We start from the raw sequence: 24,267 nt of genomic DNA, 5'->3' as shown, positions 1-24,267 counted from the left end.
CGGGCATGCGCTTGGAGACATGCCCTCCAGGACATGCGCTCGACGAAGAGCGCTGCGGCTCGTACGACCCGAGCCGAGCGGCATGTCCTTTCATGGCATGCGGCCGCCCGCGCGGCTCGCATGAACCGAGCCGCGAGACACGGGCTTCAGGACATGCGCCCGACCGCGCGGCTCGGCGGCCGGGCCCTCACTTCGCGCGGATGACCTGGTCCTCGGCCGCCTTGATCTTGCGCGTGTAGTCGACGATCTCGGGGTAGCGGGCCGCCTCGTAGCTGCCCGTCACCAGGGTCGAGCGCGTCGTCAGCGTGATCTGCCCGGGGGCGACCTGCTTGACGGTGCGGCGGTAGGTGCCGAACGGGCCCTCGATCGTCTCCTCGGTCGGCGGCGCGGTGAAGGCGGCGCCGTCGAGCTTGATCGTCAGGCTGGCCTCGAGCAGCGGCGCGTAGGGCATCACCCAGCCGGTCCGGCGCTGCGGCAGCGAGGCGTAGTTGAGGCCCATGTTCATCGGCACCGAGTTGGCGCGCATGAGCAGCTCCCCGCCCTGCTGCACGATCGCGCCGCGGACCTTGGCGGTGAAGTGCAGCCGCAGCGGCTTCGGCAAGTCGAGCTTGTGCTCGATGTCGAGGTCGACCAGCTCGGCGCCCGAGCCGACCAGGATCGCGCCCAGCTCGGCGCGCTCGAAGCCCTCGCTGATCCGGTCGGCGTCGAGCGTGCGCAGGCCCTCGCGCCAGGCCGCGGCCTCCATGCCCTGGAGCTCGATCGTGCCGCGCAGCGTGCCGGTGCCGTCGCGCGCCAGCTCGAGCTCGAGCTCGTAGCTGCGGCGGTCGGCCAGGGCCGGCGGCGAGGCCGGCAGGCGGACCGGGCCGGGCGCCGGCTCGTCCTCGCCGAGCTGGACCCGCATGCCCTGGGCCTGCGACAGCCCCGGCATGAGGTAGCCGATCGGCAGCACCTTCGAGCTCGTGAGCACCATCGTCGGCGCCTTGCCGCCGGTGTCGACGGCCAGGATCGGCACCTCGTAGCCCTCGAGCATCGGGCTGCCGCCGGGCAACGGTTTGAGGGCGAAGTTGTCGCGGGCCAGCCACAGCTCGGAGCGCACGCCGGCCTCGCGCAGCAGCGCCTTCAGCAGCGTCAGTCGGTTGCCGCGGCGGGCCGACAGCGTCGCGGTGGCCGGCGCCGTGATGTCGCCGCCCTCCTCGACCTCCTCGACCACCCACGACCACAGCGCCTGCAGCTTGGCCTGCGGGGTGCTCGCGTTGCGCGTCAGGTTGGCGGCGAGCGTGCGCAGCTCGGGGTTGGCGCGCTGGCCGGTGTAGATCCGCAGGCCCAGGCTGGCGAGCCACTTGTTCGGGTCGACGTCGGTGTAGACGCGGACCGACGGCACCTCGTCGAGGATGTGGCGCATCTGCGGCTCGACGCCGATCCGCTTCGAGCGCTCGACCTTCCACGTCTTCAAGACCAGGTCGGTGCCGGCCAGCTTGCCCTCGACGGTGGCCGGCGCGCCGGCGCGCCGGTCGACCTTGATCGCCACCGACTTCGGGTGCGCGACCAGCAGCTCCGACACGTGGAACGGGGTCTCGGCCGACTGGAAGCGGAACGTGGTGAGGTCGATGTAGCCGGGGAGCAGGCCCAGCGGCTCGCGGTCGAGCAGCAGCTCGTACTCGACGCAGTCGCCGATCTGCAGCCCGCGCAGGCTGAGGCCGCTCTTCTCCGGGATCGACTCCGGCTCGAACACCGTGCCGTCGGCCTTGATCGTGTGCAGGGTCAGCACCCGCGCGCCCTCGGGCGGCGTGATCTCGCCGTAGCGATCGATCGCCTCCTTGCTGCGCAGCTCGACGATGGTGTGGACGATCTGGCGCTGGCTGCCGTCCTCGTAGACCCGGATCGCGCTGCGATCGAGCACCAGCACCTCGCTCGCGCCCTCGTAGTCGCTCGGGCGCGGGGCCGACCCGGCGCCGGCCGGGGCGGCGACCGCGAAGTTTCCGGCCCGGTAGGCTGCAACCAGCGGCACGCCGTCGACGCGCAGCAGCTGCAGGTCGTCGGGGATCCCGAGGCCGGCGGCGATCGTGTGCAGCGCCGAGCTCTGCGGCGCCTTCTCCAGCGCCGCCTTCACGCTGGCGCGCGCGGCGGCGGGGTCGCCGGCGCGGGCCTGCAGGTCGGCGGTGGCGACCAGCGTGCGCGCGCCGAACGGCCGCAGCGCCAGGATCTTCTTGCGCCACGCGATCGCGGCCGGATAGTTGCCCTCGGAGATCTCGAGCTCGGCCAGCTGCTCGATCACGTCGATGTCGTCGGGGGTCCGCTCGAGCAGCTTGAGGAGCAGCGCCCGGGCGTCGGCGTTGCGGCCGCGGCGGAACGCCAGGGCCGCGCGCGAGCCGGTGGTGCCGGCGCAGCGCTCGAGCTCGATCGCCAGCCCGTCCTCGCGGGCGACCTCGCTGCGCCGCTGGGCCAGCGTGCGCTGGGCCTTGAGCACCGCGCACGCGCGCGGGTGGATCGCGGCGGCCCGCGCGAGCGCGGCCTCGGCCAGCGGCTCGTTGCCGCGGGCGAGGTAGGTGGCGAAGCGGACCAGCTCGCCGGGCACGTGGCGCAGCGCCTTGTCGGGCAGCGCGGCCAGGGCCGCCTCGACCTCGCTGATCTCGTTCTTCTCGAGGTCGAGCTCGAGCAGGCGGACGCGCGCGCGGTCGAGGTCGGGCGCGAGCCGCAGGGCCTCCTCGATCGCCTCGCGTTGACGCGACGTCGAGGCGTTGCGCTCGCGCGTCGGATCGGCGATCTCGAACGCCGCGACCAGCACCTGGCCCTCGGGGAAGTCGGGCCCGTAGGCCTGCAGGTTGCCGGTGTAGCGCTCGGCGGCGTCGGAGTCGCCCTCGGCCAGCGCGTCGGCGGCCGCCAGGTACGCGCGCAGCGGCAGGTAGCTCGGCCCGGCCAGCGGCCCGCGGTCGGCCAGCATCTCGTGGTGGCCGATCCGCACCGGCTCGCCGGTGAACGGGGTGGTCGCCGCGGGGCCGTCGGCGGTCGCCGCGATCGGCTTGCCGGCGACGTCGGTGGCCCGCACCAGCACCCACGTCTTCTCGCGCGCGGCCGCGGTGTGGACCTCGAGCCGGTGCGGCCCGGGCGCGACCTTGAGCTGCAGCAGGTTGTCGGCGGCCGGCCAGCGGTCGCTGCGATCGCTGCGGAAGATCGGCTTGCCGTCGAGGTAGACCCGCATCGGCTCCTGACTCGACAGGCCGAGGACGAGGCTGTCCCCGGGGACAGCCAGGCTCGTGCGCATGCGCCTCACCCCGCCGCGCGGCGTCAGGTTCCACGTGCGCACCGCGCAGGCCAGCGGCGTCAGCACCGCCGCCGGGTCGGCCTTGAACTTATCTGTCCCGGAGGACATGTCCTTCGCGGCAGCCCGCAGCTCGAGCGCCTCGAGGCTGCCCTCGACCGGGCCGACCTGGAACGCGCGCACGCAGCCCTGCTGGTCGTAGTACTGCAGGTACGGCTGGTCGAGGCGGCGGGCGATCTGGGCCCGCAGGCTGACGAGCGGCTGGACCACCTCGACCGGCAGGCGGTCGCGCGCCAGCTTGTCGTAGAAGCGGACGAAGTCGTCGTCGTCGTCGGGCAGCTCGCCGTGGTTCTCGCTGAGCAGGCGCGCCGCCAGCTCGGCCAGGCCGACCTGGACGCGGCGGGCCTCGGCGTCGGCGCCGGGCTTCGTCGCGCCGACGATCAGCGCCTGGGCCATGCTGCGGGTCGTCTTGAGGTCGAGGCGGGCGTCGGCGAAGATCATCCGCGAGGCCTGGGCGACCGGGTCGCCCTTGCCGGCCAGGCGGTCGAGGATCGGCCGCGCCTTGTCCGGCTGCTTGAGGAACAGCCAGTGCAGGTGGGCCGCCTCGCGCCAGGCGTCGTCGTCGTCGGGGTGCGACTTGAGGCGGGCCTCGAGCGCCTTGAGGCGCGCGCGCGCGCTGCCCTCGGTGTGCGGCTCGCTCGTGCCCTCGCGCGGCTTGCAGGCCGGGGCGGCGGCGGTCAGCGCCAGGACCGAGACCAGTGCTGCACGAAGGGACATGCGCGAACGAACAGGGTGCAAGGGCAAGGTTCTCCGGAACATGTCAGTTCGCCCCCCGCGGCTCGGGGCGGAGCTCGAACGCCTGCTCGAGGGCGCCGTCGACCTGGCCGAGGAACTCGCGCAGGGCGCGGTAGTCGGCGGCCTTGAAGCGGTGGGTGCGGTACTCGAGCTCGGTGCGGACCTCGACGCGGTCGCCGCGGCCGGCGACGTCGAGGGTGAAGCGGGCGAACGGGGTCTCGAACGACTTGTTCGCCGGCGACTGGCCGAAGGTGTAGCCCTTCGGCGCGGTCACCTCGATGACGTTGACCTCGGTCGCCGGGGCCGCCATCACCAGGTCGTGCTCGCGGGTGGCCTGGCCGGCGAGCCCGCGCTGCAGCCCGGTGCGGTGGCCGAGCACGTTGAAGCGCAGCACGTCGTTCTGGCGCTGGGCCCACGCGGGCACGCTCCAGGCGGTGCGGATCTGGACCGGGTGCAGCACGTCGCCGAGGCCGGGCGCCTCGAGCTCGCGGATCTCGAGGCCCGGGAACTGGCCGCCCCACACCTGCGTCAGCCGCTCCTTGCGGTTCTCGGCCGCCTGCAGCGCGCTGCGCCACGAGGCCGCCGAGGCGCCGGTGACGGTGAACAGGTGCTTCACGTCGGCGCTGCCGTCGGGCTTGAGCTCGACCGTCTGGTGGACGATCTGCTTGTTGTCGCCGGCCGGGCTGACCGGGATGGTCTTGAATTCGGCGCCCTTGCCGTCGCGCACGATCAGCACCGTCGCGCCCTGGTCGCCGGTCGGCAGCTCCTCGGGCCCGGAGAACTCGGCGGTGCCGTCGAGGTAGAGGTCGAGGCTCGGGACGTAGGTGATCGCGTGGTTGAAGGCCGACAGGCTGGCCGGCGCGGCCCCGAGCGCGCCCTGGTCGCGCGTGCGCACCAGCACCAGGTGCGAGGCGATGCCGGCCTCGGCGAGCATGACCTTGAGCAAACTCGCCTTGTCCTTGCAGTCGCCGAAGCGGCGGTCGTACACGTCGGTGGTGCGGTACGGCTTGAAGCCGTGGATGCCGAACTCGAGCCCGACGTAGCGCGTGGACGTGATGACGTGCTTGTACAGCGCGCGCACCTTCTCGCGCTCACCTGCCCCTTTGGGCAGGCTCTTCAGGACATCCTGGACGGCGGCCTTGATCTTGGCGTCGACGACCAACTGCTCCTTGACCAGGTTCCAGTACCAGCGGCCGACCGCGTCCCAATCGCTGTAGGTGCTGACGTGGAGGTACTTGACCAGCTCGGTCCAGCCCGGCATCCCGCTCTCGGGCTTGACCCCGCGGCGCTCGCCCATCGTCACGCGGTAGCGCACCGTGCCCTCGGCGGGCCCGGGCTCCTGCTCGACCGGCTGGTTGAAGTAGAGCTTCCGCGACGACGGCGCCTCGAGCACGTACTCGCGCAGCAGCTGCGGCTCGAACCCCTCGAGCGGCACCATCTCGCCGAAGTAGTCGTCGAACTTGTTGCGCAGCGCGGTGTCGCGGCGCACGAACGCGACCTCGAGCACGTCGCCGACCCGCAGGCCGTTGAAGTTCACCCGCTGCTGCCGCTGGTCGTAGAACATGCGGTAGCCGGCGTCGGTCAGCGAGACGACGGTGGGATCGCCGATCTCCTCGATGCGCCCGTCGGTCCGCCGCACGCGCGCGCGGCGGACGTCGACGTAGGCCTCCTCGGGGTCGTAGACCATGCCCTGCACGGCCTGGCTGCGGATCCCGCGGTCGTCGAGGACGCGCACGACGCGGTGCTCGAGCCGCTCGGTGAGGCCGTTCGGCAGCACGCGCACGACCGTGCGGTGGAGCAGGACCCCGGCGTCCTTGCCGGCCCACGACTTCGGGGTCGGCTTCTTGGCCAGGGCCTCGAAGTCGACCGGGTAGCGGGCCAAAAGGTCGTCCTTCTGGGTCGCGTCGAGGGTCGCCAGGTAGTCGCGCAGCTCGGGCTGCTGCGGGCGCAGGGCCAGCGAGCGCCGCACGCTGCGGATCGCCGCCGCCCCGTCGCCGTCGCGCGCGGCCAGACGCGCGAGCGCGGTGTGGAGGTCGGCGTCCTGCGGCGCGAGGTCGACGGCCGCCTGCAGCGCCGCCCGGGCCTTCGTCAGGTCGCCGCGCGCCTCCTCGAGCCGGGCGACCTCGCGGAACGCCTCCGGCAAGCCGGGCACGGCGGCCGCGCGCCGGCGGCCGACCTCGGCGGCCGCGTCCGGCTTGCCGAGCCGCAGCTTGCCGTCGGCGATCTGCCGCGCCAGCCCGCCGTCAGTCGGCCGATCGCCGGCCAGCTTCTCGAGCAGCGCCAGCGCCGGCTCGGTGCGCCCGAGATCGAGCAGGCGATCGGCCTTGTCGCGCAGCAGCAGCGCCGAGCCCGGGTAGCGCTTCAGCATGTCCTCGACCCACTCGAGCGCGGCCAGCGGGAAACCGTCGGTCGCCAGGCGCGTGGCCAGGGTCAGCTCGATCAGCGGGTCGTCGGGGGTGGTGGCGAACGCCTCGTCGAGCAGCGCCCGGCCCCGCTCCTCGAGGCCGAGGCTCTGGTACCGCAGGCTCAGGTCGGCCAGCATCGACGCCAGCAGCGGCGCGCTCGCCTTGCCCTCCTTGCGCGCGCGCTCGATGCCGGTCAGCAGCGCGGTCCGGCTCGAGTTCTGGTCCGGGTCGAGGATCGCCAGCAGTTGCGCGCTGCGGGCGCTCTTCACCGCCTCGTCGGCCTCGCGGGCGCGGTCGACCGCCGTGCGATCCTCGGGGGCGAACGGCGAGGTCCAGCGGTAGAACTCGACCAGCGCGAGCCGGTCGGCCGGACGCGGACGCGGGCCCTGAGCGCGCGCCTCGAGCAGCCCGCGCAGGCTCCGGACGGGCCTCAGCTTGGCTGGCTGTTTCGCTTCTGGTTTCGCGGTCTTGGAAGCACCTTTTTCACCTGAAGCTTGAAGCCCTTCCGGCGGGCTCCCGCGGACCTCGAGGCCGGCCAGCGGGGCGCCGGAGGGCGCGCTGACGCGGGCGTAGAAGCCCCACAGCCCCTCGTCGGCCCCGAGCTTGACGAGCAGGCGGTTCCACCCGGCCTGGAGGCGCATCGGGTGGGCGTCCTGGAGCGCGTTCGGCGAGTGGTAGCTGGCCGCCTGGCCGACCGGGACGCCGTCGAGCCAGACCTTGTAGGCCCCGGCGGCGCCGATGTGCAGGGCGGCGTCGACGGCCCTGTCGCTGCGGATCCACACGGTCGCGTAGCCGGTGACGTCCGTGTCCGGCTGGAGGAGGTCGGCGAGGTTGACGAAGCCGTTGCGCGGCGCCTTGGCGTGGACGAACGACCGCCACGGCAACGGCTCGCCCGGCAGCTTGCCGACGAAGGTCTGGCCGGCCGAAAACGGCGCCGTCTCCGGCTCGAACACCTGGTCGTGGCCGCCGCGGCCGCTGTTGTCGAACGGGCCGACGATCTGCCAGTCGAGCAGGTAACCCTCGGCGCGGAAGGCCGCCTCGGCGTCCGGGCCCTGCCCCTGCCCCTCCTGCTCGAGCAGCTGCCCGCGCACGTAGCCGGCGTAGCTGGCGACCAGCGGCTCCCGGTGCTTGCGCGCGCCGTCGACGAAGGCCATGAGCTCCTCGCGCGGGACCTCGCCCTGGAGCTCGAAGACCAGGCCGAGCAGCGCGAGGATGGCCGCCGGGCCAGGTTCGTTGCGGAGGATCGCCTTGCGGCGCTCGAACTCGCGGACATAACGCCCCGGGTGGGCGGCGTCGCGGACGCCCGGCTTGAACAGCGGGGCCTGCGGCGGCGCGGCCGGGGGCGGGGTCGGAGCGGTGGACGGAGCGGCCGGTCCCGGGGCCACGGCGAGCGCGAGCGCGAGCCAGGCGTGGCGGGCGGCTGTGACGGCGAGCATGGGCGGCCCATGATGCGGGAGTTTTCCCCCGGTTGCCACAGTCCGCGCACCTTTGCGCGAGGAGGCCGCCGCGCGGCGGCCGGCGAGGCGCGCGCGACCTCAGCCGCGGCCGCGGGCGAGCGCGACGATGTCGTCGACGACCGCCGGCTCGGCCAGCGTGCTGGTGTCGCCGAAGCCGGCCGGGTCGAGCTCGCCGGCCGCGATCCTGCGGAGGATCCGGCGCATGATCTTGCCCGACCGCGTCTTCGGCAGCCCGCGGACCAGCAAGATCCGGTCGGGCGTGGCGATCGGGCTGATGGCCTTTCGGACCTGTTCCTTGAGCGCGCCGGTCAGCTCCTCGCGGTCCCAGGCGTCGAACTCGGGCCGCGTGATGACGTAGGCGCAGATCCCCTGCCCCTTGAGCGGGTGCGGGAAGCCGACCACGGCCGCCTCGACCACCGCCTCGTGGGCCACCAGCGCGCTCTCGATCTCGGCGGTCCCGAGGCGATGGCCGGCGACGTTGAGCACGTCGTCGACGCGGCCGGTGATCCAGTAGTAGCCGTCGCCGTCGCGGCGGCAGCCGTCGCCGGTGAAGTAGTAGCCGGGGAAGCGCGAGAAGTAGTTGGCGAGGAAGCGGGCGTGGTCGCCGTAGATCGTGCGCGCCTGCCCGGGCCAGCTGCCGGCCAGGCACAGGTTGCCGGCGACGTCGTCGCCCTCGAGGATCTTGCCGTCGTCGTCGACCAGCAGCGGTCGCACGCCGAAGAACGGCAGGGTGGCCGAGCCCGGCTTGCAGGCGATCGCGCCCGGCAGCGGGGTGATGAGGATGCCGCCGGTCTCGGTCTGCCACCAGGTGTCGACGACCGGGCAGCGACCGTCGCCGACGACGTCGAAGTACCAGCGCCACACGTCGGGGTTGATCGGCTCGCCGACGGTGCCGAGCACGCGGATGCTGTCGCGCCTGTACTTTCGGACAGGTTCGTCGCCCTCGCGCAGCAGCGCGCGCAGGGCCGTCGGCGCGGTGTAGACGATGGTCGCGCGCAGGTCGTCGACGACCTGCCAGTAGCGCCCGGCGTCGGGGTACGTCGGGATCGACTCGAACATCACGGTGGTGACGCCGTTGGCCAGCGGGCCGTAGACGATGTAGCTGTGACCGGTGATCCAGCCGGCGTCCGCGGCGCAGAAGTGGATGTCGCCCTCGCGCGCGTCGAACACGTAGCGGTGCGTGGTGGCGGCGTAGACGAGGTAGCCGCCGGTCGTGTGGAGCACGCCCTTGGGCTTGCCGGTCGAGCCCGAGGTGTAGAGGACGAACAGCGGGTCCTCGCTGTCGACCCACTCGATCGGGCAGGTCGCGCGCTGGCGGGCCAGCTCGTCTTCGAGCCACAGATCGCGGCCGGGAGTCATCTGCACCGCGGCCCCGGTGCGCCTGGCGACGAGCACGCGACGCACGCCGTCGAGCCCGGCGACCGCGGCGTCGACCACCGGCTTGAGCGGCACGCGCTTGGGCCCCCGCAGGCCCTCGTCGGCGGTGATGACGACGGCGCAGTCGGCGTCGAGGATCCGCTCGCGCAGGGCGTCGGCGCTGAAGCCGGCGAACACCACCGAGTGCACGGCGCCGACGCGGGCGCACGCCAGCATGGCGCACGCGAGCTCGGGGATCATCGGCAAGTAGATGCAGACCCGATCGCCCTTCTTGACGCCGTGCGCCCGCAGCACGTTGGCCAGCCGCCCCACCCGCTCCTGCAGGTCGCGGAACGTGATCGTCTCGTACTCGCCGGGCTCGTTGCGGGCCCAGAGGATCGCCGGTCGATCGGGCGTCCGCGCGGCGTGGCGATCGACGCAGTTGTAGCTGACGTTGAGGCGGCCGCCGGTGAACCACGCGATCTCGCCGGGGCGCGCGTGTGCGTCCCAGACGGCGTCGTACGGGCGGTGCCAGGCGATCCGGGCCGCCTGCTCGCCCCAGAAGCCGGCTGGATCGTCGATGCTGCGGCGGTACAGCGCCTCGTAGGCGGCGCGCGACGACACGAGGGCGCCCTGGGCGAACGCAGGCGGCGGCGGGACGAGGATCGACTCGGACATCGCCCGCAGGATACCGGCTCGCCGCGGCGCGTGGAGGACCTCGCGCAGAACGCCGCTCGCCGGGCCGGCACGCGGCGCGGGCGGCGGCCCGGCGTCGCGCGCCGGCCGACGGCGGCGCCGAAATTGACCTGGCGCGACGAGTCGCTGCGGGGCTCCGAGGACGCGCCGGCCCGCTCGTTCGCGGGTTCGGCCGGGGCACCGGCACGGACCGGGCAGCCGTCGCCGAGTCGATGCGGGGGCTCGTGTGGCTGGCCCGCTCGCGCGCGGCGGTCCGCCGACCGGGCCCGTGGCCACCGGGCCGCGCTCGACGAGTCGAGCCAGGGATCGCAAGACGCGGACGCGCCCGATCGTTCGCGGCGATCAGCCCACGCGCCGGTAGCGACCGGGCGGCGACTCGACGACGAGACCGAGACGCTGGGCCGTCAGCAGATCGACGAGTCGGTGCAGCGGATCGGGGATGGCGTCGAGGCTGAGGCCGCGCGGACCGGCGGCGGCGAGGGCCGCGTCGAGCCAGGCGAGCTCGGCCGGGAAACGGCTCGCGCAGGGGGCCTCGCCGGCCAGCCAGGCCGCGAACGCCGGCGCGAAGGCGTCGGGCTCGCACGGCAGGCCGGTCGCCCCGCGGGCCGCCAAATCGGCGCAGCCGGGGCTGCCGAGCACGACCGCCAGCCGTCGCCGGTGCTTCAGGGCCAGCAGCCCGGTGCCGTGGCTGCCCGAGCGCGCGGCCGCCTCGACGACCAGCACGGCGGCCGCCATGTCGACGACGATCGCGTTGCGGCTGGCGAACATCTGCCGGCACGGCTCGGTGCCCGGCGGGTGACAGAACAGCAGGCCCGAGCGCGGCGCGGCGGCGATCGACCTGTACCAGGGGACATGTTGCGAGGGATAGGGCCGATCGGCGCCGCACGGCAGCACGGCCAGCTGCGGCACCCCGCTCGCCAGCGCCGCGCGGTGGGCCGCGATGTCGACCCCGAGAGCGCCGCCGGAGATCAGCGCGAAGCCGGCGGCCTGCACGGCGGTGAGCGCCGGGCCGAGCAACGCGAGGCGATCGCGACGGGCGGCGCGGCTGCCCACGATCGCCAGGCGTGGACCGGGGGGCAGCTCGCCGGCGAGGAAGCAAGGGCCCGCGGTGGCGAGGCCGAGGTCGACCGAGGGGACGGTTCGCGTCGTGAACACATGGAGTAGTCGTTCGCCGGCCGCCCGCGCTTGCACGAAGTCCACGCGCGAGCTTTGGCAGGCTCGGACGTTTCGCAGGATCGTGCGGGCGGAACGCGACCGGATCGGCGTTGCGAGCGCGTGTCCGACCCCCTGACAGGGATGTCCCGATGGCGGGACAGCCGCCGCGTTGAATAAACTCATCATGCCGGAATCGTTGGGCTTTCACCGGCCGTCCGGCGCGCCCGTGACGTGCAATGTCGTCCGGCGTCATGGCCCGCCACGTCAGCGTCCTCGTCACCCTCCTCGCGCTCGCTCCCGCCTGCGCCGCGGACACCGGCGGCCCTTATCTCCAGGCCGGCGGGACCGACGACGGCGGCGACGAGGGCGGGGAGACCGGCGACGAGGAGGCGATGGAGCCGCTGCCGCGACAGCTGCTCGAGTGCGAGCTGACGGCGCCGTGCGAGTTCCCGTTCCTGGGCACCGGCTTCGACGCCGACCTGACGGCCTCCGCCTTCAGCCCCAGCGATCTCTGCGTGTTCACCAGCCTCGCGCGCGGCGAGCCGGGCCTCATCGAGACGGTGGCCGAGTTCAGCGACGCGACGGCGCGCCTCGACTACGCGATCGTCAGCCCGGGCGTGGCGCTGCGGCAGGCCTCCGGCGAGAGCGACGCCGGCGGCCGCTGGCTGAAGGGCGTGTTCCGCTGCGAGCTGCAGCCGAGCGCCTTCTTCCTCGACTGCCTGCAGGCGCCCTCCGCGGCCTGCCTCGACCCCGAGCAGTGGGTCGTGGGTTGCGAGCCTCTCGACAACTTGGTCTGCCCGGGCTAATCGTCCCCGGGTGAAGGTCAAGGCTGCAGTCGCTCATCGTGCCGGCGCGCCCCTCTCGATCGAGACCGTCGATCTCGAAGGACCACGCGCCGGCGAAGTTTTGCTCGAGATCAAGGCGACGGGGGTGTGCCACACCGACGCGTTCACCCTGTCCGGCAAGGACCCGGAGGGGCTGTTCCCGACCATCCTCGGCCACGAAGGCGCCGGCGTGGTGGTCGACGTCGGCCCCGGCGTGACGTCGGTGAAGAAGGGCGACCACGCGATCCCGCTCTACACGCCCGAGTGCCGCCAGTGCAAGTTCTGCCTGTCCGAAAGGACCAATTTGTGCCAGGCGATCCGCGCGACCCAGGGCCAGGGCCTCATGCCTGACGGCACCAGCCGGTTCTCGATCGACGGCAAGAAGCTGTTCCACTACATGGGCTGCTCGACGTTCGCGAACTACACCGTGCTGCCCGAGATCGCGGTCGCCAAGATCCGCGAGGACGCCCCGTTCGACAAGGTCTGCTACATCGGCTGCGGCGTGACCACCGGCGTCGGCGCGGTCATCAACACCGCCAAGGTCCGCCCGGGCGACAACGTCGTGGTGTTCGGCCTCGGCGGCATCGGCCTCAACGTCATCCAGGGCGCGCGCATGGTCGGCGCCAACATGATCGTCGGCGTCGACCTCAACCCCGGCCGCAAGGCCATCGCCGAGCGCTTCGGCATGACCCACTTCGTCGACGCCAGCCAGGTGCCGGCGAACGAGCTGGTGGCCCACATCGTCAACCTCACCGGCGGCGGCGCCGACTTCTCGTTCGAGTGCGTCGGCAACGTCAACGTCATGCGACAGGCGCTCGAGTGCTGTCACAAGGGCTGGGGCACGTCGGTGATCATCGGCGTCGCGGGCGCCGGCGAAGAGATCAGCACGCGCCCGTTCCAGCTGGTCACCGGCCGCGTCTGGAAGGGCTCCGCGTTCGGCGGCGCCAAGGGCCGCCGCGACGTGCCGAAGATCGTCGACTGGTACATGGACAAGAAGATCAACATCGACGACCTCATCACCCACGTCCTGCCGGTCGAGAAGATCAACGAGGCGTTCGACCTCATGCACCACGGCGAGTCGATCCGCACCGTCGTCACCTTCTGAGCGCGGCCCTCCGCCTACGAGGCCGGCGAACCGGCAGCGACGGCCCCCGCGGCCGCTTCTTTGCTCAAAAAGCGCGCCGCACCGACAGCGGCGTCCGCCCGCCGACGCGCGCCGCCATGCGCGGCCGTGATCCCGCGCGCGAAGGTGCGTGCGCCCCGAAGTCTCACGGGGTCGGCGCGCCGGGCGAAACGCGCGGGCTGCTACACTGCGCGCGCTCGTGCCCATGACGCCGCAGATCTTCGGCCGCTACACCCTGATCCAGCGGATCGGCGAGGGTGGCATGGCCGACGTGTTCCTCGCCGAGGCCGGCGTGGCCGAGGGGCTGAAGAAGCGCGTCGTCATCAAGAAGATCCGCAGCGACGTCGCCGATCAGCCCGAGTTCATGCGGATGTTCGTCGCCGAGGCCGAGGTCGCCCTCGGGCTCAACCACGCCAACATCGTCCAGGTGTTCGACTTCGGCCGCGTCGGCGGGGCCTTCTACCTCGCCATGGAACTGGTCGAGGGCGTCGACCTGATGCGCATGGTCCGGCTGGTCGGCCAGCGAGGCGAGCGCGTGCCGATCGTCATCGCCGCGTACATCGCCCACCAGGTCGCCGCCGGCCTCGCCTACGCCCACGCCAAGCGCGACGACTTCGGCCGCCCGCTGGCGATCGTCCACCGCGACATCAGCCCGCACAACATCATGCTGAGCCTCGCCGGCACGGTGAAGATCCTCGACTTCGGGATCGCCCGCACCGCAGCCAGGGCGCGCCGCGACGGCGCCGCCGAGGACAGCACGATCCACGGCAAGATCGCGTACATGTCGCCCGAGCAGGCCAACGGCTGGCCGCTCGACGCCCGCTCCGACATCTACTCGCTCGGCGTGGTCCTCTACGAGCTCCTCACCGGCGAGCTCGTGTTCCGCGACGCCGACCGCATGGCCGCGCTCGAGCAGGTCCGCACGCGCCCGCTGCCGCCGCTGCGCCGCGTCGCCCCCGAGGTGCCCGAGGAGCTGGCCGCGGTGGTCGACCGCGCCCTGGCGCGCGAGCCGGGCGAGCGCTGGGACAGCGCGCGGGCGCTGCAGAGCGCGCTGGCGGCGTTCCTCCACCGCGCCGATCCGGTCGTCGACGACGAGGTGCTGTCGGCCTTCGTCGCCGCGCGGGTGCCCGATCCGCTGTACGCCCGCGGCTCGGGCGACGCCGAGGTCACGCGCGAGATCGAGGGCTCGCAGTCGCAGCTGCACGCGCCGCCGCGGCCGGAGGTCCGGCGCGTCGTGCTGCTCAAGGCCGCGCTGGCGCTCGCGCCCGGCGCCGACGCTCCGGCCGAGCCGGCCCGGTTCTACGCGCTGGCCCGCGACATCGCCTACAAGCGCGACGCGCAGGTGTGCGAGCTCGGCCCGCGCGGCCTCTTGATGGTGTTCGGCGCCGTGCTCGACGCCGGCGACGTCGACGAGGCGGCGCTGCGGGCCGCGCTGGCGCTGCGCGAGTCGGCCGGCGAGGCCGCGCCCGGGCACCAGATCGGCGTGGTCCTGGCCGCCGCGCCCTTGCCGATCCGACATGTCCCTTCGGGCATGCCGACGGTCGAGGTCGGGCACGACCTGCGGCGGCACCTGCAGGCGATGGCCGACGGCGTGCTCGACGGGCCGGTGCTGGTCGCCGGCGACCTGGCGGCGCGGCTCGGGACGGCGTGGCAGTTCGGGCCGCCGCGCGCGATCGAGGTCGTGCGGCCGCGGCGGGCGGTCGATCTTACCGGCGGCGTGCTGCCGCCGTGGGCCAGCGCGCTGGCGCAGGCGGTGCCGCTGCTCGGGCCCGCGGTCGCGCCGCGGCTCGTCACCGCCGGCGGGCGCCAGCCGCTGTACGGCCGCGAGCTCGAGCTCAAGCTCCTGCGCGACAACTTCGCCGAGGCGATCCGCACCCGGGTCGCGCGCACCGTGCTGGTCGTCGGCGGGCCGGGGATCGGCAAGCGCGCCCTGCTCGACCGCTTCCTCGCCGCCCTGCCCCGCGGCGGCTGCGTCGTCCTGCGCGCGCGCGGCCAGTGGCGCCGGCGCAACGTCCCGCTCGGGGTGTTCCACGAGATGCTGCGCCAGTTCCTCGACGCCGGTCCGGAGACCAGCGCGGCCGACATCGAGTCGCGCCTGGTCGGCGAGCGGGTGATCGGCGCCGGCGAGCTGGCGCAGGCCCTCGCGCGCGCGCTCGGCGTGTCCCCGGGGACAGGTACGATCGCACATGTCCGCCCGGACAGCGAGGCCGCGAGCGACCCGCAGTCGCGGCGCGAGCGGCTGTGGCGGCCGATCCGCCGGCTGATCCGCGCCCTCGCCCAGCGCCGACCGGTGCTGGTGGTGGTCGAGGACCTGCACCACGTCGACGCCCACAGCGCGTCCCTCTTGCGCGAGTGGCTGCAGGAGCCGCACAGCCTGCCGCTGATGGGCCTGGCCACCGCCCGCCCCGGGCCGCGCGCCGACGAGGTGCGGGCGATGCCGCGGGTCCACACGATCGAGCTGCGCGAGCTCGACGAGCACGCCCGCCGCGAGCTGGTGGTCCGCCGCTTCGACGACCCGGCCGAGGCCGAGGAGCTGGCCGCCGCGATCGTCGCCCGCACCGGCGGCAACCCGCTGTTCATCGAGGAGACCCTGGCCGACCTGCTGCGCCGCGGCGTGATCGGCCCCGGCGACGACGGCCGGCTGTGGAAGGTCCACCAGCGCGGCGCTCGCATCGACGTCCCGCCGAGCGTCGAGGACGCCCTGCTGGCCCGCCTCGACGCGCTCGACCCCGAGGCGCGCGCGCTCGTCGACGGCGCGGCGGTGCTCGGCCTGACCTTTCGGACCGGCGAGCTCGCGGCCCTGCTCGAGCGCCCGCAGGCCGAGCTGGCCGCCCCGCTGGCCGCGCTGGTCGACGCCGGCCTGCTCGAGCGCCCGCCCCTGCCCGCCGGCGCCCCGCCGTCGGCCCGGTTCGCCACCCTCAGCCTGCACGAGGTTGCCCGCGCCAACCTGGCCCTCGGGACATGTGAGGCGATGCACGCGCGCGCGGCCGAGCTCAAGGCGGCCCGCGCCGACTACCAGCCCGGCCGCGACGACGGCCCGATCGCCGACCACTGGGCCCAGGCGCGCCGGCCCGAGGCGGCGATCGAGCCGGCCCTGCGCGCGGCCCGGTTCGCCCGCGACGTCGCCGGCAACGTCGAGGCCTACTACTACCTGTCGCTGGCGCTGCGGTCGATGCGGCCCGAGGCCGACCCGCGGGCCTGGGACGCGCTGCGCGAGCGCGAGGCGATCCTGGCCGCGTGGGGCCGCCGGCGGGCCCAGGGCGCCGATCTGCGGGCGCTGCTGCGGCTCGCGCTCGGCAACAACGAGCGCGAGGTGTTCGCGCTCGGCCGCCTGCTCCGCTTCTACCTCGACTGCGGGCGCATCCAGCGGGCCCAGCAATTGTTCCCGCGGCTGGCCCGGCAGACCGAGTCGCTGCCCGACGCCGACCCGCACCGCGGCCTCGTCGGCGAGCTCGGCTCGGCGCTGATGCTCGCGCGCGACCGGCCCGAGGAGGCCGAGCGCCTGGCCGCCGCCGGCCTGGCCCACTGCCCGCCCGAGGCCGCGGCCCAGCGCTGCCGCCTCCACGCCGCGCTCGGCCGGGCCCAGCTCGCGCAGGGCCGGCTGGCCGAGGCCGTCGTCAACTTCGAGGCCACGCTGCACCTGGCCCAAAAGACAGGCCTCTTGCGGCTCGAGGGCGAGGCGCTCAACAGCCTCGGCGAGGTCGCCGGCCGCGGCACCCGCTACCAGGAGGCCGTCGATTACTTCCGCGCCGCGCTGCAGGTCGACCGCGACCTCGGCGACCGCGCGGCGACCGGCACCAAGCTGGCCAACCTCGGCATCGTCTACACTGCGATCGGCCTCTACCGTCGCGCCGAGCGCTACCTCCGCAAGGCGCTCGAGCTGCACGAGGCGATCGGCCACCCCGGTTTGCTCGTCGAGGTCGTCGTCAACCTCGGCGAGGTCTCGGCCGAGCACGGCGACGTCCAGGCCGCGCGGGCGCTGCTCCTGCACGCCGCCGACACGGCCGCGGCCCGCGGCGACGCCCGCACGGAGCTGCGGGCCCGCGCCCGCCTGGCGCGCGCGCTGCTCGACGGCAGCCCCGACGACCTCGACGAGGCCCGCGCCCTGGCCGAGGACGTGCTGGCCCGCGCCCGCGGGCTCGGCCTGCGCACCGCCACCTGTCGCGCGTTACATGTCCTTTCGCGCCTGTCCGAACGCGCAGGCGACCTCGCGACCGCGCGCGCGCTCGAGGAGGAGGCGGTCGCGCTGGTCCGCGCCGGGGCGGCGCCGATCGACGGGGTGCTGTCGATCCACCACCTCGGCCGCCTGCTCGCCGACGTTCGCCCCGCCGAGTCGGCCGCGCTGCTCGCCGACGCCGCCGCGGCCGTGCGCGCCCGCCTCGAGGGCCTGCGCGACGAGGACCTGCGCCGCGGCTACCTGGCCCAGGCGAAGGTCCGCGAGATCCTCGGCGAGGCCGAGTGAGCGCGGGCGAGCTGTCTCATCGGACAGCCGCTCGCTCGCGCATTGGACCTGTCCGCTCGGACAGCCCCGCGCCCGCTCACTGCGGCAGGACCACGCTCTTGAGCTGCCCGCCGGTCATGTCGCTGTACGTGTAGTGGTCGCCCGCGATCGGCAGGAACTGCTTCATGTTCGGGTTCAGCGGGTCGATCTTCCACGCGCCGCCGCCGTTGCCGTCGACCCACTCGTCGACCACCCACACGAAGCCCTCGTCGTCGACGCTGACGCCGACCGGGATGCCGCACGGGTTCAGCGTGTGGAACTGGACCATCGTGTTCGTCACGTGATCGATCTGCACCACCCCGCAGGTGCCGTTGTCGGCCACCCACACGTGCCCGTCCTTGTCGGCCGCGAGCCCGCGGTAGCAGCCGTTCTCGGTCCCGGGCACGGCGATGAACTGCTGCGTGTCCGGGTCGAAGGTCGACACAGGGCCGCAGTTTCCGCCGAACCACGGGTCGCCGTCCGGGTCGACGGTCATGCCGTAGAACTGCAGGTTGAACGGCGGCGCCCAGCGATCGACGGTGACCGGGTCCTGGGCGGTGTTGAGGCGGAACAGCTCGCCGCGCAGGCCGGTGAACCACACGTCGAGGTTCTTGTCGAGCGCCGCGCCGTAGGGTCCCCAGGAGGTGTCGCCGATCAGCCAGTTGGGGATCGTCACCGTCTCCTCGACCACGCCGGTCATGCCGTCCAGGCGGACCATGTGGGCCGTCGCGTTCTGCACCGGCAGGTAGCCGACCCACACCTTCGGCTCGACGAACTGACACAGATTCATGTCCCAGGCGCCCGGCGTCCACGTCACCCCGCGCGGGCCGGAGCCGATGTCGCCCTTGAACGGCAGCGCCACCGACCACAGCACGCACTCGTCGGTGTCCCAGGCCCGGAGGTCGTCCTTGGTCTGCGACGTCTCGATCATCCCGTTGTTGTTCTTGTCCTTGCAGTCGTCGACGTTGGCCGCGATCATCGTCACGCGCCCGGTGCCGCGGTTGTTGACGACGACGAAGCGACCGTCGACGCTGACCGCCGTGCGCGACGGGCTCTCGGTGCCCCCGCTCGGCCCGCTGCGGTAGCGCGCCAGCTCGACCACGGACTGCGTGTCGACCTTGGAGATGCTGCCTTGATCGGTGTTGGCGACCCACAGGAAGCTCTTCTCGATGTCGCCCATGCCCTCGGTGTCGCCCGGCATGCAGCTCGGCGGGTCGCCGGTGGTCGATGTCGTCGTGGTCGTCTCCGCCGTCGTCCCCGTGGTCGTCGTCGTCGAGGTGCTCGTCGTGCTCGGATCGACCGCCGTCGCGGTGCCGGGATCGGTGGTCGTGCTCGTCGTGTCGGCCGTGGTCGACGTCGGCCCGGTCGTGGTCGTCTGCCCCTGAGTCTCGCCCGCCGTGCCCGACGCCGTGTCGGTGTCCCCGACGGTGGTCGTCGGCGTGGTCGTCGGCGTATTCGTCGTCGAGGTCGGCGAGGTCTCCGTGGTGGTCTGCGCCGCCTCGCTGGCGGAAGTGGTGTTGTCGTCGCCACAAGCCGCGACGACCAGTCCCAACAGACAGGGCAAGAACCGATAGGCGTGCATGCCGACCAGGCTAGCGGATCCACCTGTGTTCGCAGCAATTTTCAGGTGGATCCACTCACATCCCCGACAGGATCCGCGCCCAAACTTCCCAGGGAATCCCTGGCATCCCGGAGAACCGGCAGTCGCGCGCAGTCCCGCGCGCGCCCGCTTCGAGCACTGCCGCAGGGTCGCCGCTCGCTCACTGCGGCAGGACCACGCTCTTGAGCTGCCCGCCGGTCATGTCGCTGTACGTGTAGTGGTCGCCCGCGATCGGCAGGAACTGCTTCATGTTCGGGTTCAGCGGGTCGATCTTCCACGCGCCCTGGTACTCGTCGACGACCCACACGAAGCCTTCGTCGTCGACGCTGACGCCGACCGGCGTCGAGCACGGGTTGAGCGAGTGGAACTGGATCAGCGTGTTCGTCACGTGATCGATCTGCGCCACCCCGCACGGCCCGTTGCTCGCGACCCACACCGCGCCCTCCTTGTCGGCCGCGAGCCCGCGGTGGCACGCGTTGGTCCCGGCGATGCTCGTGAACTGGTTGTTCATCGGGTTGAAGGTCGACACCGGGCCGCTGCAGTTGCCGAACCACGGGTCGCCGTCGGGGTCGACCGTCATGCCGTAGAGCTGGTCGCCGCCCGGCGGCAGCCAGCGGTCGAGCGTGTTGCCCATCTGCGTGTTGATGCGGAACAGCTCGCCGCGCAGGCCGGTGAACCACACGTTGAGGTCCTTGTCGAGCGCGGCGCCGTACGGGCCGTAGTCGGCCCAGCCGTGGATCCAGTTCGGGATCGTCACCGTCTCCTCGACCACGCCGGTCTCGCCGTCGAGGCGGGCCATGTGCGCCGTCGAGAATTGCTGCGGCAGGTAGCCGACCCACACCTTCGGGTCGACGAACTGACACAGGTTCATGTCCCACGTGCCGGGCGTCCACGTCACGCCGCGCGGGCCGGCGCCGATGTTGCCGACCTGGATCGGCAGCTGCGTCGACCAGCGGATGCACTCGTCGCTGCCCCACGGCAGGATGTCGGCCGGGTTCTGCGACGTCTCGATCATCCCGTTGCCGTTCTTGTCGACGCAGTCCTCGAGGTTGGCGGCGATCATCGTCACCCAGCCCGACTGGCGGTTGTTGACGACGACGAACCGGCCGTCGACGCTGACCGCCGTGCGCGACGGGTTGTCGAGGTAGTTCTCGCCGTCGGGCCCGCTGCGGTAGCGCGCCAGCTCGACCACGCCCTGGGTGTCGACCTTCGAGATCGTGCCCTGATCGGAGTTGGCGACCCACAGGAAGCTCTTCTCGATGTCGCCCATGCCCTCGGTCTCGCCCGGCTGGCACGGGAACGGATCGGTGGTGTTGCCGCCGGAGCTCGTCGAGGTGTCGATCGGGTCGGTCGTGCCGGTCGTCGTGCTCGTGGTCGTGCCGGTCCCAGTCGTCGTGCTGGTCGCGTCGGTGGTCGTGCTGGTCGGCGAGCTCGTCGACGTCGGCGCCGTGGTCGTCGTCGTCTGCCCCTGCGTGTCGCCCATCGTGCCCGACGCGGTGTCGCTGGCGGCGCTGCCGTCGGTCGTGGTCGGCGTCCCCGTCGTCGTCGTCGTCGAAGGCGTCGTCGTCGCGTCGCTGCCTTGCGTTTCGGAGGCGGACGCAGTGGTGGAGCCGGCGTCGCCGCACGCGAGCGCGGCGAGAGACACGACCAGGCCCCAAGGACAGGTCAACACACGAAGGTCACGCATGCCGCCACCCTACCAGGGTGATTCCCTGTCCGGCAGAAAATAGAGTGGATCCACCTGTCCTATAATCGAGGGAGAACTCGCCATCGAACGCGGCTCCTCTGCGAGGATACCCCTCATTGCGGAGCTTGACGCGCGGGTTCGCCCGGCCTTCCGAACCACGCCCCCGCGAGAAATCGATCGTGCCAGTGAAACTCCGGCGGTGCGCGTCGCCAGGGGCCGCGCGGTGCGGGTCGACGGAGCGGACTTTCCTCGCGCGTGGCGACGATGATCTGCGAGGCCGAGCCGCACCGCTGACATCGGCGATGGTTATCCAACTTAACAAGCCCGAGCGGATCGTGATCATCGGCGGTGGCATGGCGGCCCTCACCACCGCCTTCGAGCTGACCGCGCGCCCCGACTGGCGCGAGCGCTACGACATCACCGTGTATCAGATGGGCCACCGGCTCGGCGGCAAGGGGGCCAGCGGGCGCAATCAGAGGCGCTTCGACCGCATCGAGGAGCACGGCCTCCACCTCTTCTACGGCTTCTACGACAACGCCTTCTCGGTCCTGCGCCGCTGCTACGACGAGCTCGCGCGGCCCGAGGGCGCCCCGCTGCGCACCCTCGAGGACGCCTTCCATCCGCACTCGCTGGTCGTGTTCGAGGAGCAGCGCGGCGGCCAGTGGCAGCACCAGCCGCTGCTGTTCCCGCGCAACGACGAGCGACCGGGCCTCGGGGCCGCGCCGCCGACGCCGGCGGAGCTCATCCCGAAGATGCTGACCTTCCTCCTCGATCTGTTCGACGAGCAGCCGCTGCTGAAGAACCCGGCGGCCACGCGCCGCGATCGCGCGGCGCTGCGGCTGCTCCGGCGCGGCGTGGCGAGCCTGCTCGGCGAGCTCGGCGAGTTCCTCCAGCGCCCCGGCGACGGTCTGCTGGTCGTGCGCCGGGAGGCCGTGCTCGGCCGCCTGCTCGCGTTCTCGCGCTGGACCTGGCGCCTGTGTGCCCCGCTGCTCGGCCGCCGGCCCGACCTCCGCGTCGCCTGGACCGCCGTCGACGTCACCCTGGCGATGATCCGCGGCATGATCGCCGACCGCCTGGTCGAAGAGACCGCCGTCGACTGGCTCCGCCTCGACCACGAGGACTTCCGCGCCTGGCTGCGTCGTCACGGCGCGAGCGACGAGGCCGTCGCCGCGTCCACGGTCGCGGGCGTCTACGCCGGCGCCTACATGGCCGACCAGGAGATCGGCGCCGGCACGGCCCTGCACTGGACGCTGCGCATGCTCTACACCTACCGCGGCGCGCTCTTCTACAAGATGCAGGCCGGCATGGGCGACGTCGTGTTCGCGCCGCTGTACCTGGTGCTGCGCGCGCGCGGGGTCAAGTTCCGCTTCTTCCACCGCGCCGACGCGCTGCGCCTGTCGGCGGATCGCAGCCGCGTCGACGAGGTCGTGTTCGGGCGCCAGGTCGCCGTCAAGGGCGACCGCGCGTACGAGCCGCTCTACGACGTGAAGGGCCTGCCGTGCTGGCCGAGCGAGCCGCTCTACGATCAGCTCGAGGACGGCGACGCGCTGGCGCGCAGCGGCGAGAACCTCGAGGACTGGGGCACGCAGTGGCCCGACGCGCGCGAGCCGCTGGTGCTCAAGGCCGGCCGCGACTTCGACCGCGTGCTGCTCGGCATCGGCCTCGGCGCGGTGCCGGCCCTGTGCGCCGAGATGATCGCCGACCCGAACAACCCGCGCTTCGCGGCGATGGTGCGCGCCATCAAGACCACGCACACCGCCTCGGCCCAGCTGTGGTTCCGCGGCGACCTGGCCTCGACCGGCTGGCAGTTGCCGCCGCCGGTGATGATCCCCTACGCCATGCCGCTCGACACCTGGGCCGACATGAGCCACCTGCTGCCGCGTGAGAGCTTTCCGGGACATGTCCCTGCGGGCAGCTGCGCCTACCTCACGGCGGCGATGGACGACAACGAGGCGCCGCCGGTCCGCCGCGAGGACGCCGACGGCTACTGCGCGCGCCAGACCACGCGGATCCGGACGCTCGTCGAGCAGCACCTGCAGCGCAGCAGCGCCCACCTGTGGCCGGCCGCGCAGAAACCCGGCGGCGGCCTCGATCATCGCGTCCTCGTCAGCACCGACGCCGACGCCGACCCGCTCGACTGGCAGCACTTCAGCCCGTGCCTGAGCCCGTCCGATCGCTACGTGCGATCGATCCGCGGCAGCACCCTGCACCGCCTCGACGCCGGCGCGTCCGGCTACGACAACCTGGTCCTGTGCGGCGACTGGACCATGAACCCGATGAACCTCGGCTGCGTCGAGGGCGCGACGATGTCGGGCATCCGCGCGGCCCAGGTCATCAGCGGCGAGGCGATCGCGCTGCACGACGACTGGCTGGCCGCGCGCCGCCCCGCCCTGCGCCCGCCCGTGCGCGAGCGGCCGCGCTACATCCAGCGCGCGCTCAACGAGTCGACCTCGCCGCCGTACGAGGCCCGGGCCACCGCGATGTACGCCGCCGTCCTCGCCGCCGATCCGGAGCGCCTCGCCGATCTGTGCGAGCGCCACCTCGGCCTCAACCCCGAGCGCTGCTACCTCCCGCTCGGCCCCTCGGTGGTGTTCTACGCCCAGCACAACCACGCGTTGTCGGCCGTCGACGCCCCCGGCGTGGTCCCCGAGCGCGACTTCGGCTTCCTCGTCCCGGTCGCGGTGTGCGAGCGGCGGGCCGGGCGGCTGACGCCGGTCGGCGTCGCCGTCTACATGCCGTACCTCTGGGTCGACCTCGGCGCGGCGCTGCTCGGCGGGCGCGAGGTCCTCGGCTTCCCCAAAGGCCAGGCGACGCTCGGCTTCCCGGCCGCCCCGACCGGCGCCGTCGAGCTGCGCGTCGACACCTGGATGCCGCCCGCGAGCGGCCGCAGCGGCGCCTGGCGCGAGGAGCGGCTGATCGACGCCCGCCTCGACGGCAGCGCCAGGAGCCGCGTCCGCTCGCTCGCCGACGCCCTGCGCTCCGGCTTCGACCCCGCCTGGCTGGCCGGCCGCGGCGTCGACCTGGCCGGCCAGCTCCGCCTGCTGCGCGCGCTCACCCTGTCCCTGCGGACAGGCGGCCTGCGGATGGTGTTCCTCAAGCAGTACCGCGACGCCGCCGCCTGCGACCGCGCCTGCTACCAGGCGATCGTCGAGGCCCCCTGCACCCGCGCCGGCGCCCCGCGGGTGGCCGCCCAGCTCCCCGGCGCGCTGCAGCTCCGGATCTTGCGCCGCTCCGGCCTGCTCGCCGAGCTGGGCCTGCGCGCCGAGGGCGGCGACCTCGAGCGCGCCCGCGTCCCCGCGCTGGCGACCTTCTACACCGAGCTCGACTTCACGATCGGCGCCGGCGACGTGGTGTGGGCGGCGTGACGTGTCGATTCGGGCATGCCCCTTCGGGCATGCCCCTTCGAGCATGCCCGCTCCGACATGCCCGA

Annotated in this window: 10 protein-coding genes; 4 read left to right on the top strand and 6 right to left on the bottom strand. The window is 73.2% G+C overall.

The annotated features are described in order from the left end of the window. Positions 1-187: 187 nt before the first annotated feature. From NAEX_RS41985 to NAEX_RS52540, 4 genes are all read right to left on the bottom strand, one after another. Positions 188-4,036, bottom strand: coding sequence for a hypothetical protein (locus NAEX_RS41985; RefSeq protein ID WP_096333084.1), 3,849 nt, complete (start codon positions 4,034-4,036; stop codon positions 188-190). Between the two features lie 43 nt (positions 4,037-4,079). Then, positions 4,080-7,895: a DUF3857 domain-containing protein gene (locus NAEX_RS41980; protein WP_096333083.1), complete on the bottom strand. Its 3,816-nt coding sequence runs from the start codon at positions 7,893-7,895 to the stop codon at positions 4,080-4,082. A 99-nt stretch (positions 7,896-7,994) separates the two neighbouring features. Beyond that, the gene (gene acs, locus NAEX_RS41975) at positions 7,995-9,950 is read right to left on the bottom strand and encodes an acetate--CoA ligase (RefSeq protein WP_096333082.1); all 1,956 of its coding nucleotides are present in this window, start codon (positions 9,948-9,950) and stop codon (positions 7,995-7,997) included. Between the two features lie 360 nt (positions 9,951-10,310). Continuing rightward, entirely contained in the window at positions 10,311-11,123 is an 813-nt protein-coding gene (locus tag NAEX_RS52540) for a DNA-processing protein DprA (protein ID WP_177325930.1), read from the bottom strand. Between the two features lie 251 nt (positions 11,124-11,374). Between NAEX_RS52540 and NAEX_RS41965 the strand changes: the two genes are divergently transcribed. The 3 genes from NAEX_RS41965 (at position 11,375) to NAEX_RS41955 (ending at position 17,532) form a co-directional block, all read left to right on the top strand. Next, positions 11,375-11,929, top strand: coding sequence for a hypothetical protein (locus NAEX_RS41965; RefSeq protein ID WP_100793036.1), 555 nt, complete (start codon positions 11,375-11,377; stop codon positions 11,927-11,929). A 10-nt stretch (positions 11,930-11,939) separates the two neighbouring features. Beyond that, the gene (locus tag NAEX_RS41960) at positions 11,940-13,052 is read left to right on the top strand and encodes an S-(hydroxymethyl)glutathione dehydrogenase/class III alcohol dehydrogenase (RefSeq protein WP_096333079.1); all 1,113 of its coding nucleotides are present in this window, start codon (positions 11,940-11,942) and stop codon (positions 13,050-13,052) included. 223 nt (positions 13,053-13,275) lie between these two features. Further along, positions 13,276-17,532 carry a serine/threonine-protein kinase gene (locus tag NAEX_RS41955; RefSeq protein ID WP_096333078.1) on the top strand — a complete coding sequence of 1,419 codons (4,257 nt, stop codon included), beginning with the start codon at positions 13,276-13,278 and terminating at the stop codon, positions 17,530-17,532. Positions 17,533-17,608: 76 nt separating this feature from the next. Here the strand turns inward: NAEX_RS41955 and NAEX_RS41950 are convergent, their stop codons facing one another. Next, positions 17,609-19,132 carry a lyase gene (locus NAEX_RS41950; protein ID WP_143140657.1) on the bottom strand — a complete coding sequence of 508 codons (1,524 nt, stop codon included), beginning with the start codon at positions 19,130-19,132 and terminating at the stop codon, positions 17,609-17,611. A 178-nt stretch (positions 19,133-19,310) separates the two neighbouring features. After that, positions 19,311-20,837, bottom strand: coding sequence for a lyase (locus NAEX_RS41940; protein ID WP_143140658.1), 1,527 nt, complete (start codon positions 20,835-20,837; stop codon positions 19,311-19,313). A 302-nt stretch (positions 20,838-21,139) separates the two neighbouring features. On the opposite strand from NAEX_RS41940, the gene NAEX_RS41935 reads away from it, so the two are divergent. After that, a complete protein-coding gene (locus NAEX_RS41935; protein WP_096333074.1) occupies positions 21,140-24,202 on the top strand; it encodes an NAD(P)-binding protein in 3,063 nt (1,020 codons plus the stop codon). The last annotated feature ends 65 nt before the right edge of the window (positions 24,203-24,267 follow it).

Source organism: Nannocystis exedens, assembly GCF_002343915.1.
Lineage (GTDB): Bacteria > Myxococcota_A > Polyangia > Nannocystales > Nannocystaceae > Nannocystis > Nannocystis exedens.
The sequence above is the reverse complement of the archived record's forward strand: the minus strand, read 5'-3'. Positions and strand labels throughout refer to the sequence as shown.

Excerpts from the sequence above, each read along its gene's own strand:
- NAEX_RS41985 (WP_096333084.1), bottom strand. The coding sequence starts at position 4,036 with ATGTCCCTTCGTGCAGCACTGGTCTCGGTCCTGGCGCTGACCGCCGCC.
- NAEX_RS41965 (WP_100793036.1), top strand. The coding sequence starts at position 11,375 with ATGGCCCGCCACGTCAGCGTCCTCGTCACCCTCCTCGCGCTCGCTCCC.
- acs (WP_096333082.1), bottom strand. The coding sequence starts at position 9,950 with ATGTCCGAGTCGATCCTCGTCCCGCCGCCGCCTGCGTTCGCCCAGGGC.
- NAEX_RS41935 (WP_096333074.1), top strand. The coding sequence starts at position 21,140 with ATGGTTATCCAACTTAACAAGCCCGAGCGGATCGTGATCATCGGCGGT.
- NAEX_RS41980 (WP_096333083.1), bottom strand. The coding sequence starts at position 7,895 with ATGCTCGCCGTCACAGCCGCCCGCCACGCCTGGCTCGCGCTCGCGCTC.
- NAEX_RS41955 (WP_096333078.1), top strand. The coding sequence starts at position 13,276 with ATGACGCCGCAGATCTTCGGCCGCTACACCCTGATCCAGCGGATCGGC.
- NAEX_RS41940 (WP_143140658.1), bottom strand. The coding sequence starts at position 20,837 with ATGCGTGACCTTCGTGTGTTGACCTGTCCTTGGGGCCTGGTCGTGTCT.
- NAEX_RS41950 (WP_143140657.1), bottom strand. The coding sequence starts at position 19,132 with ATGCACGCCTATCGGTTCTTGCCCTGTCTGTTGGGACTGGTCGTCGCG.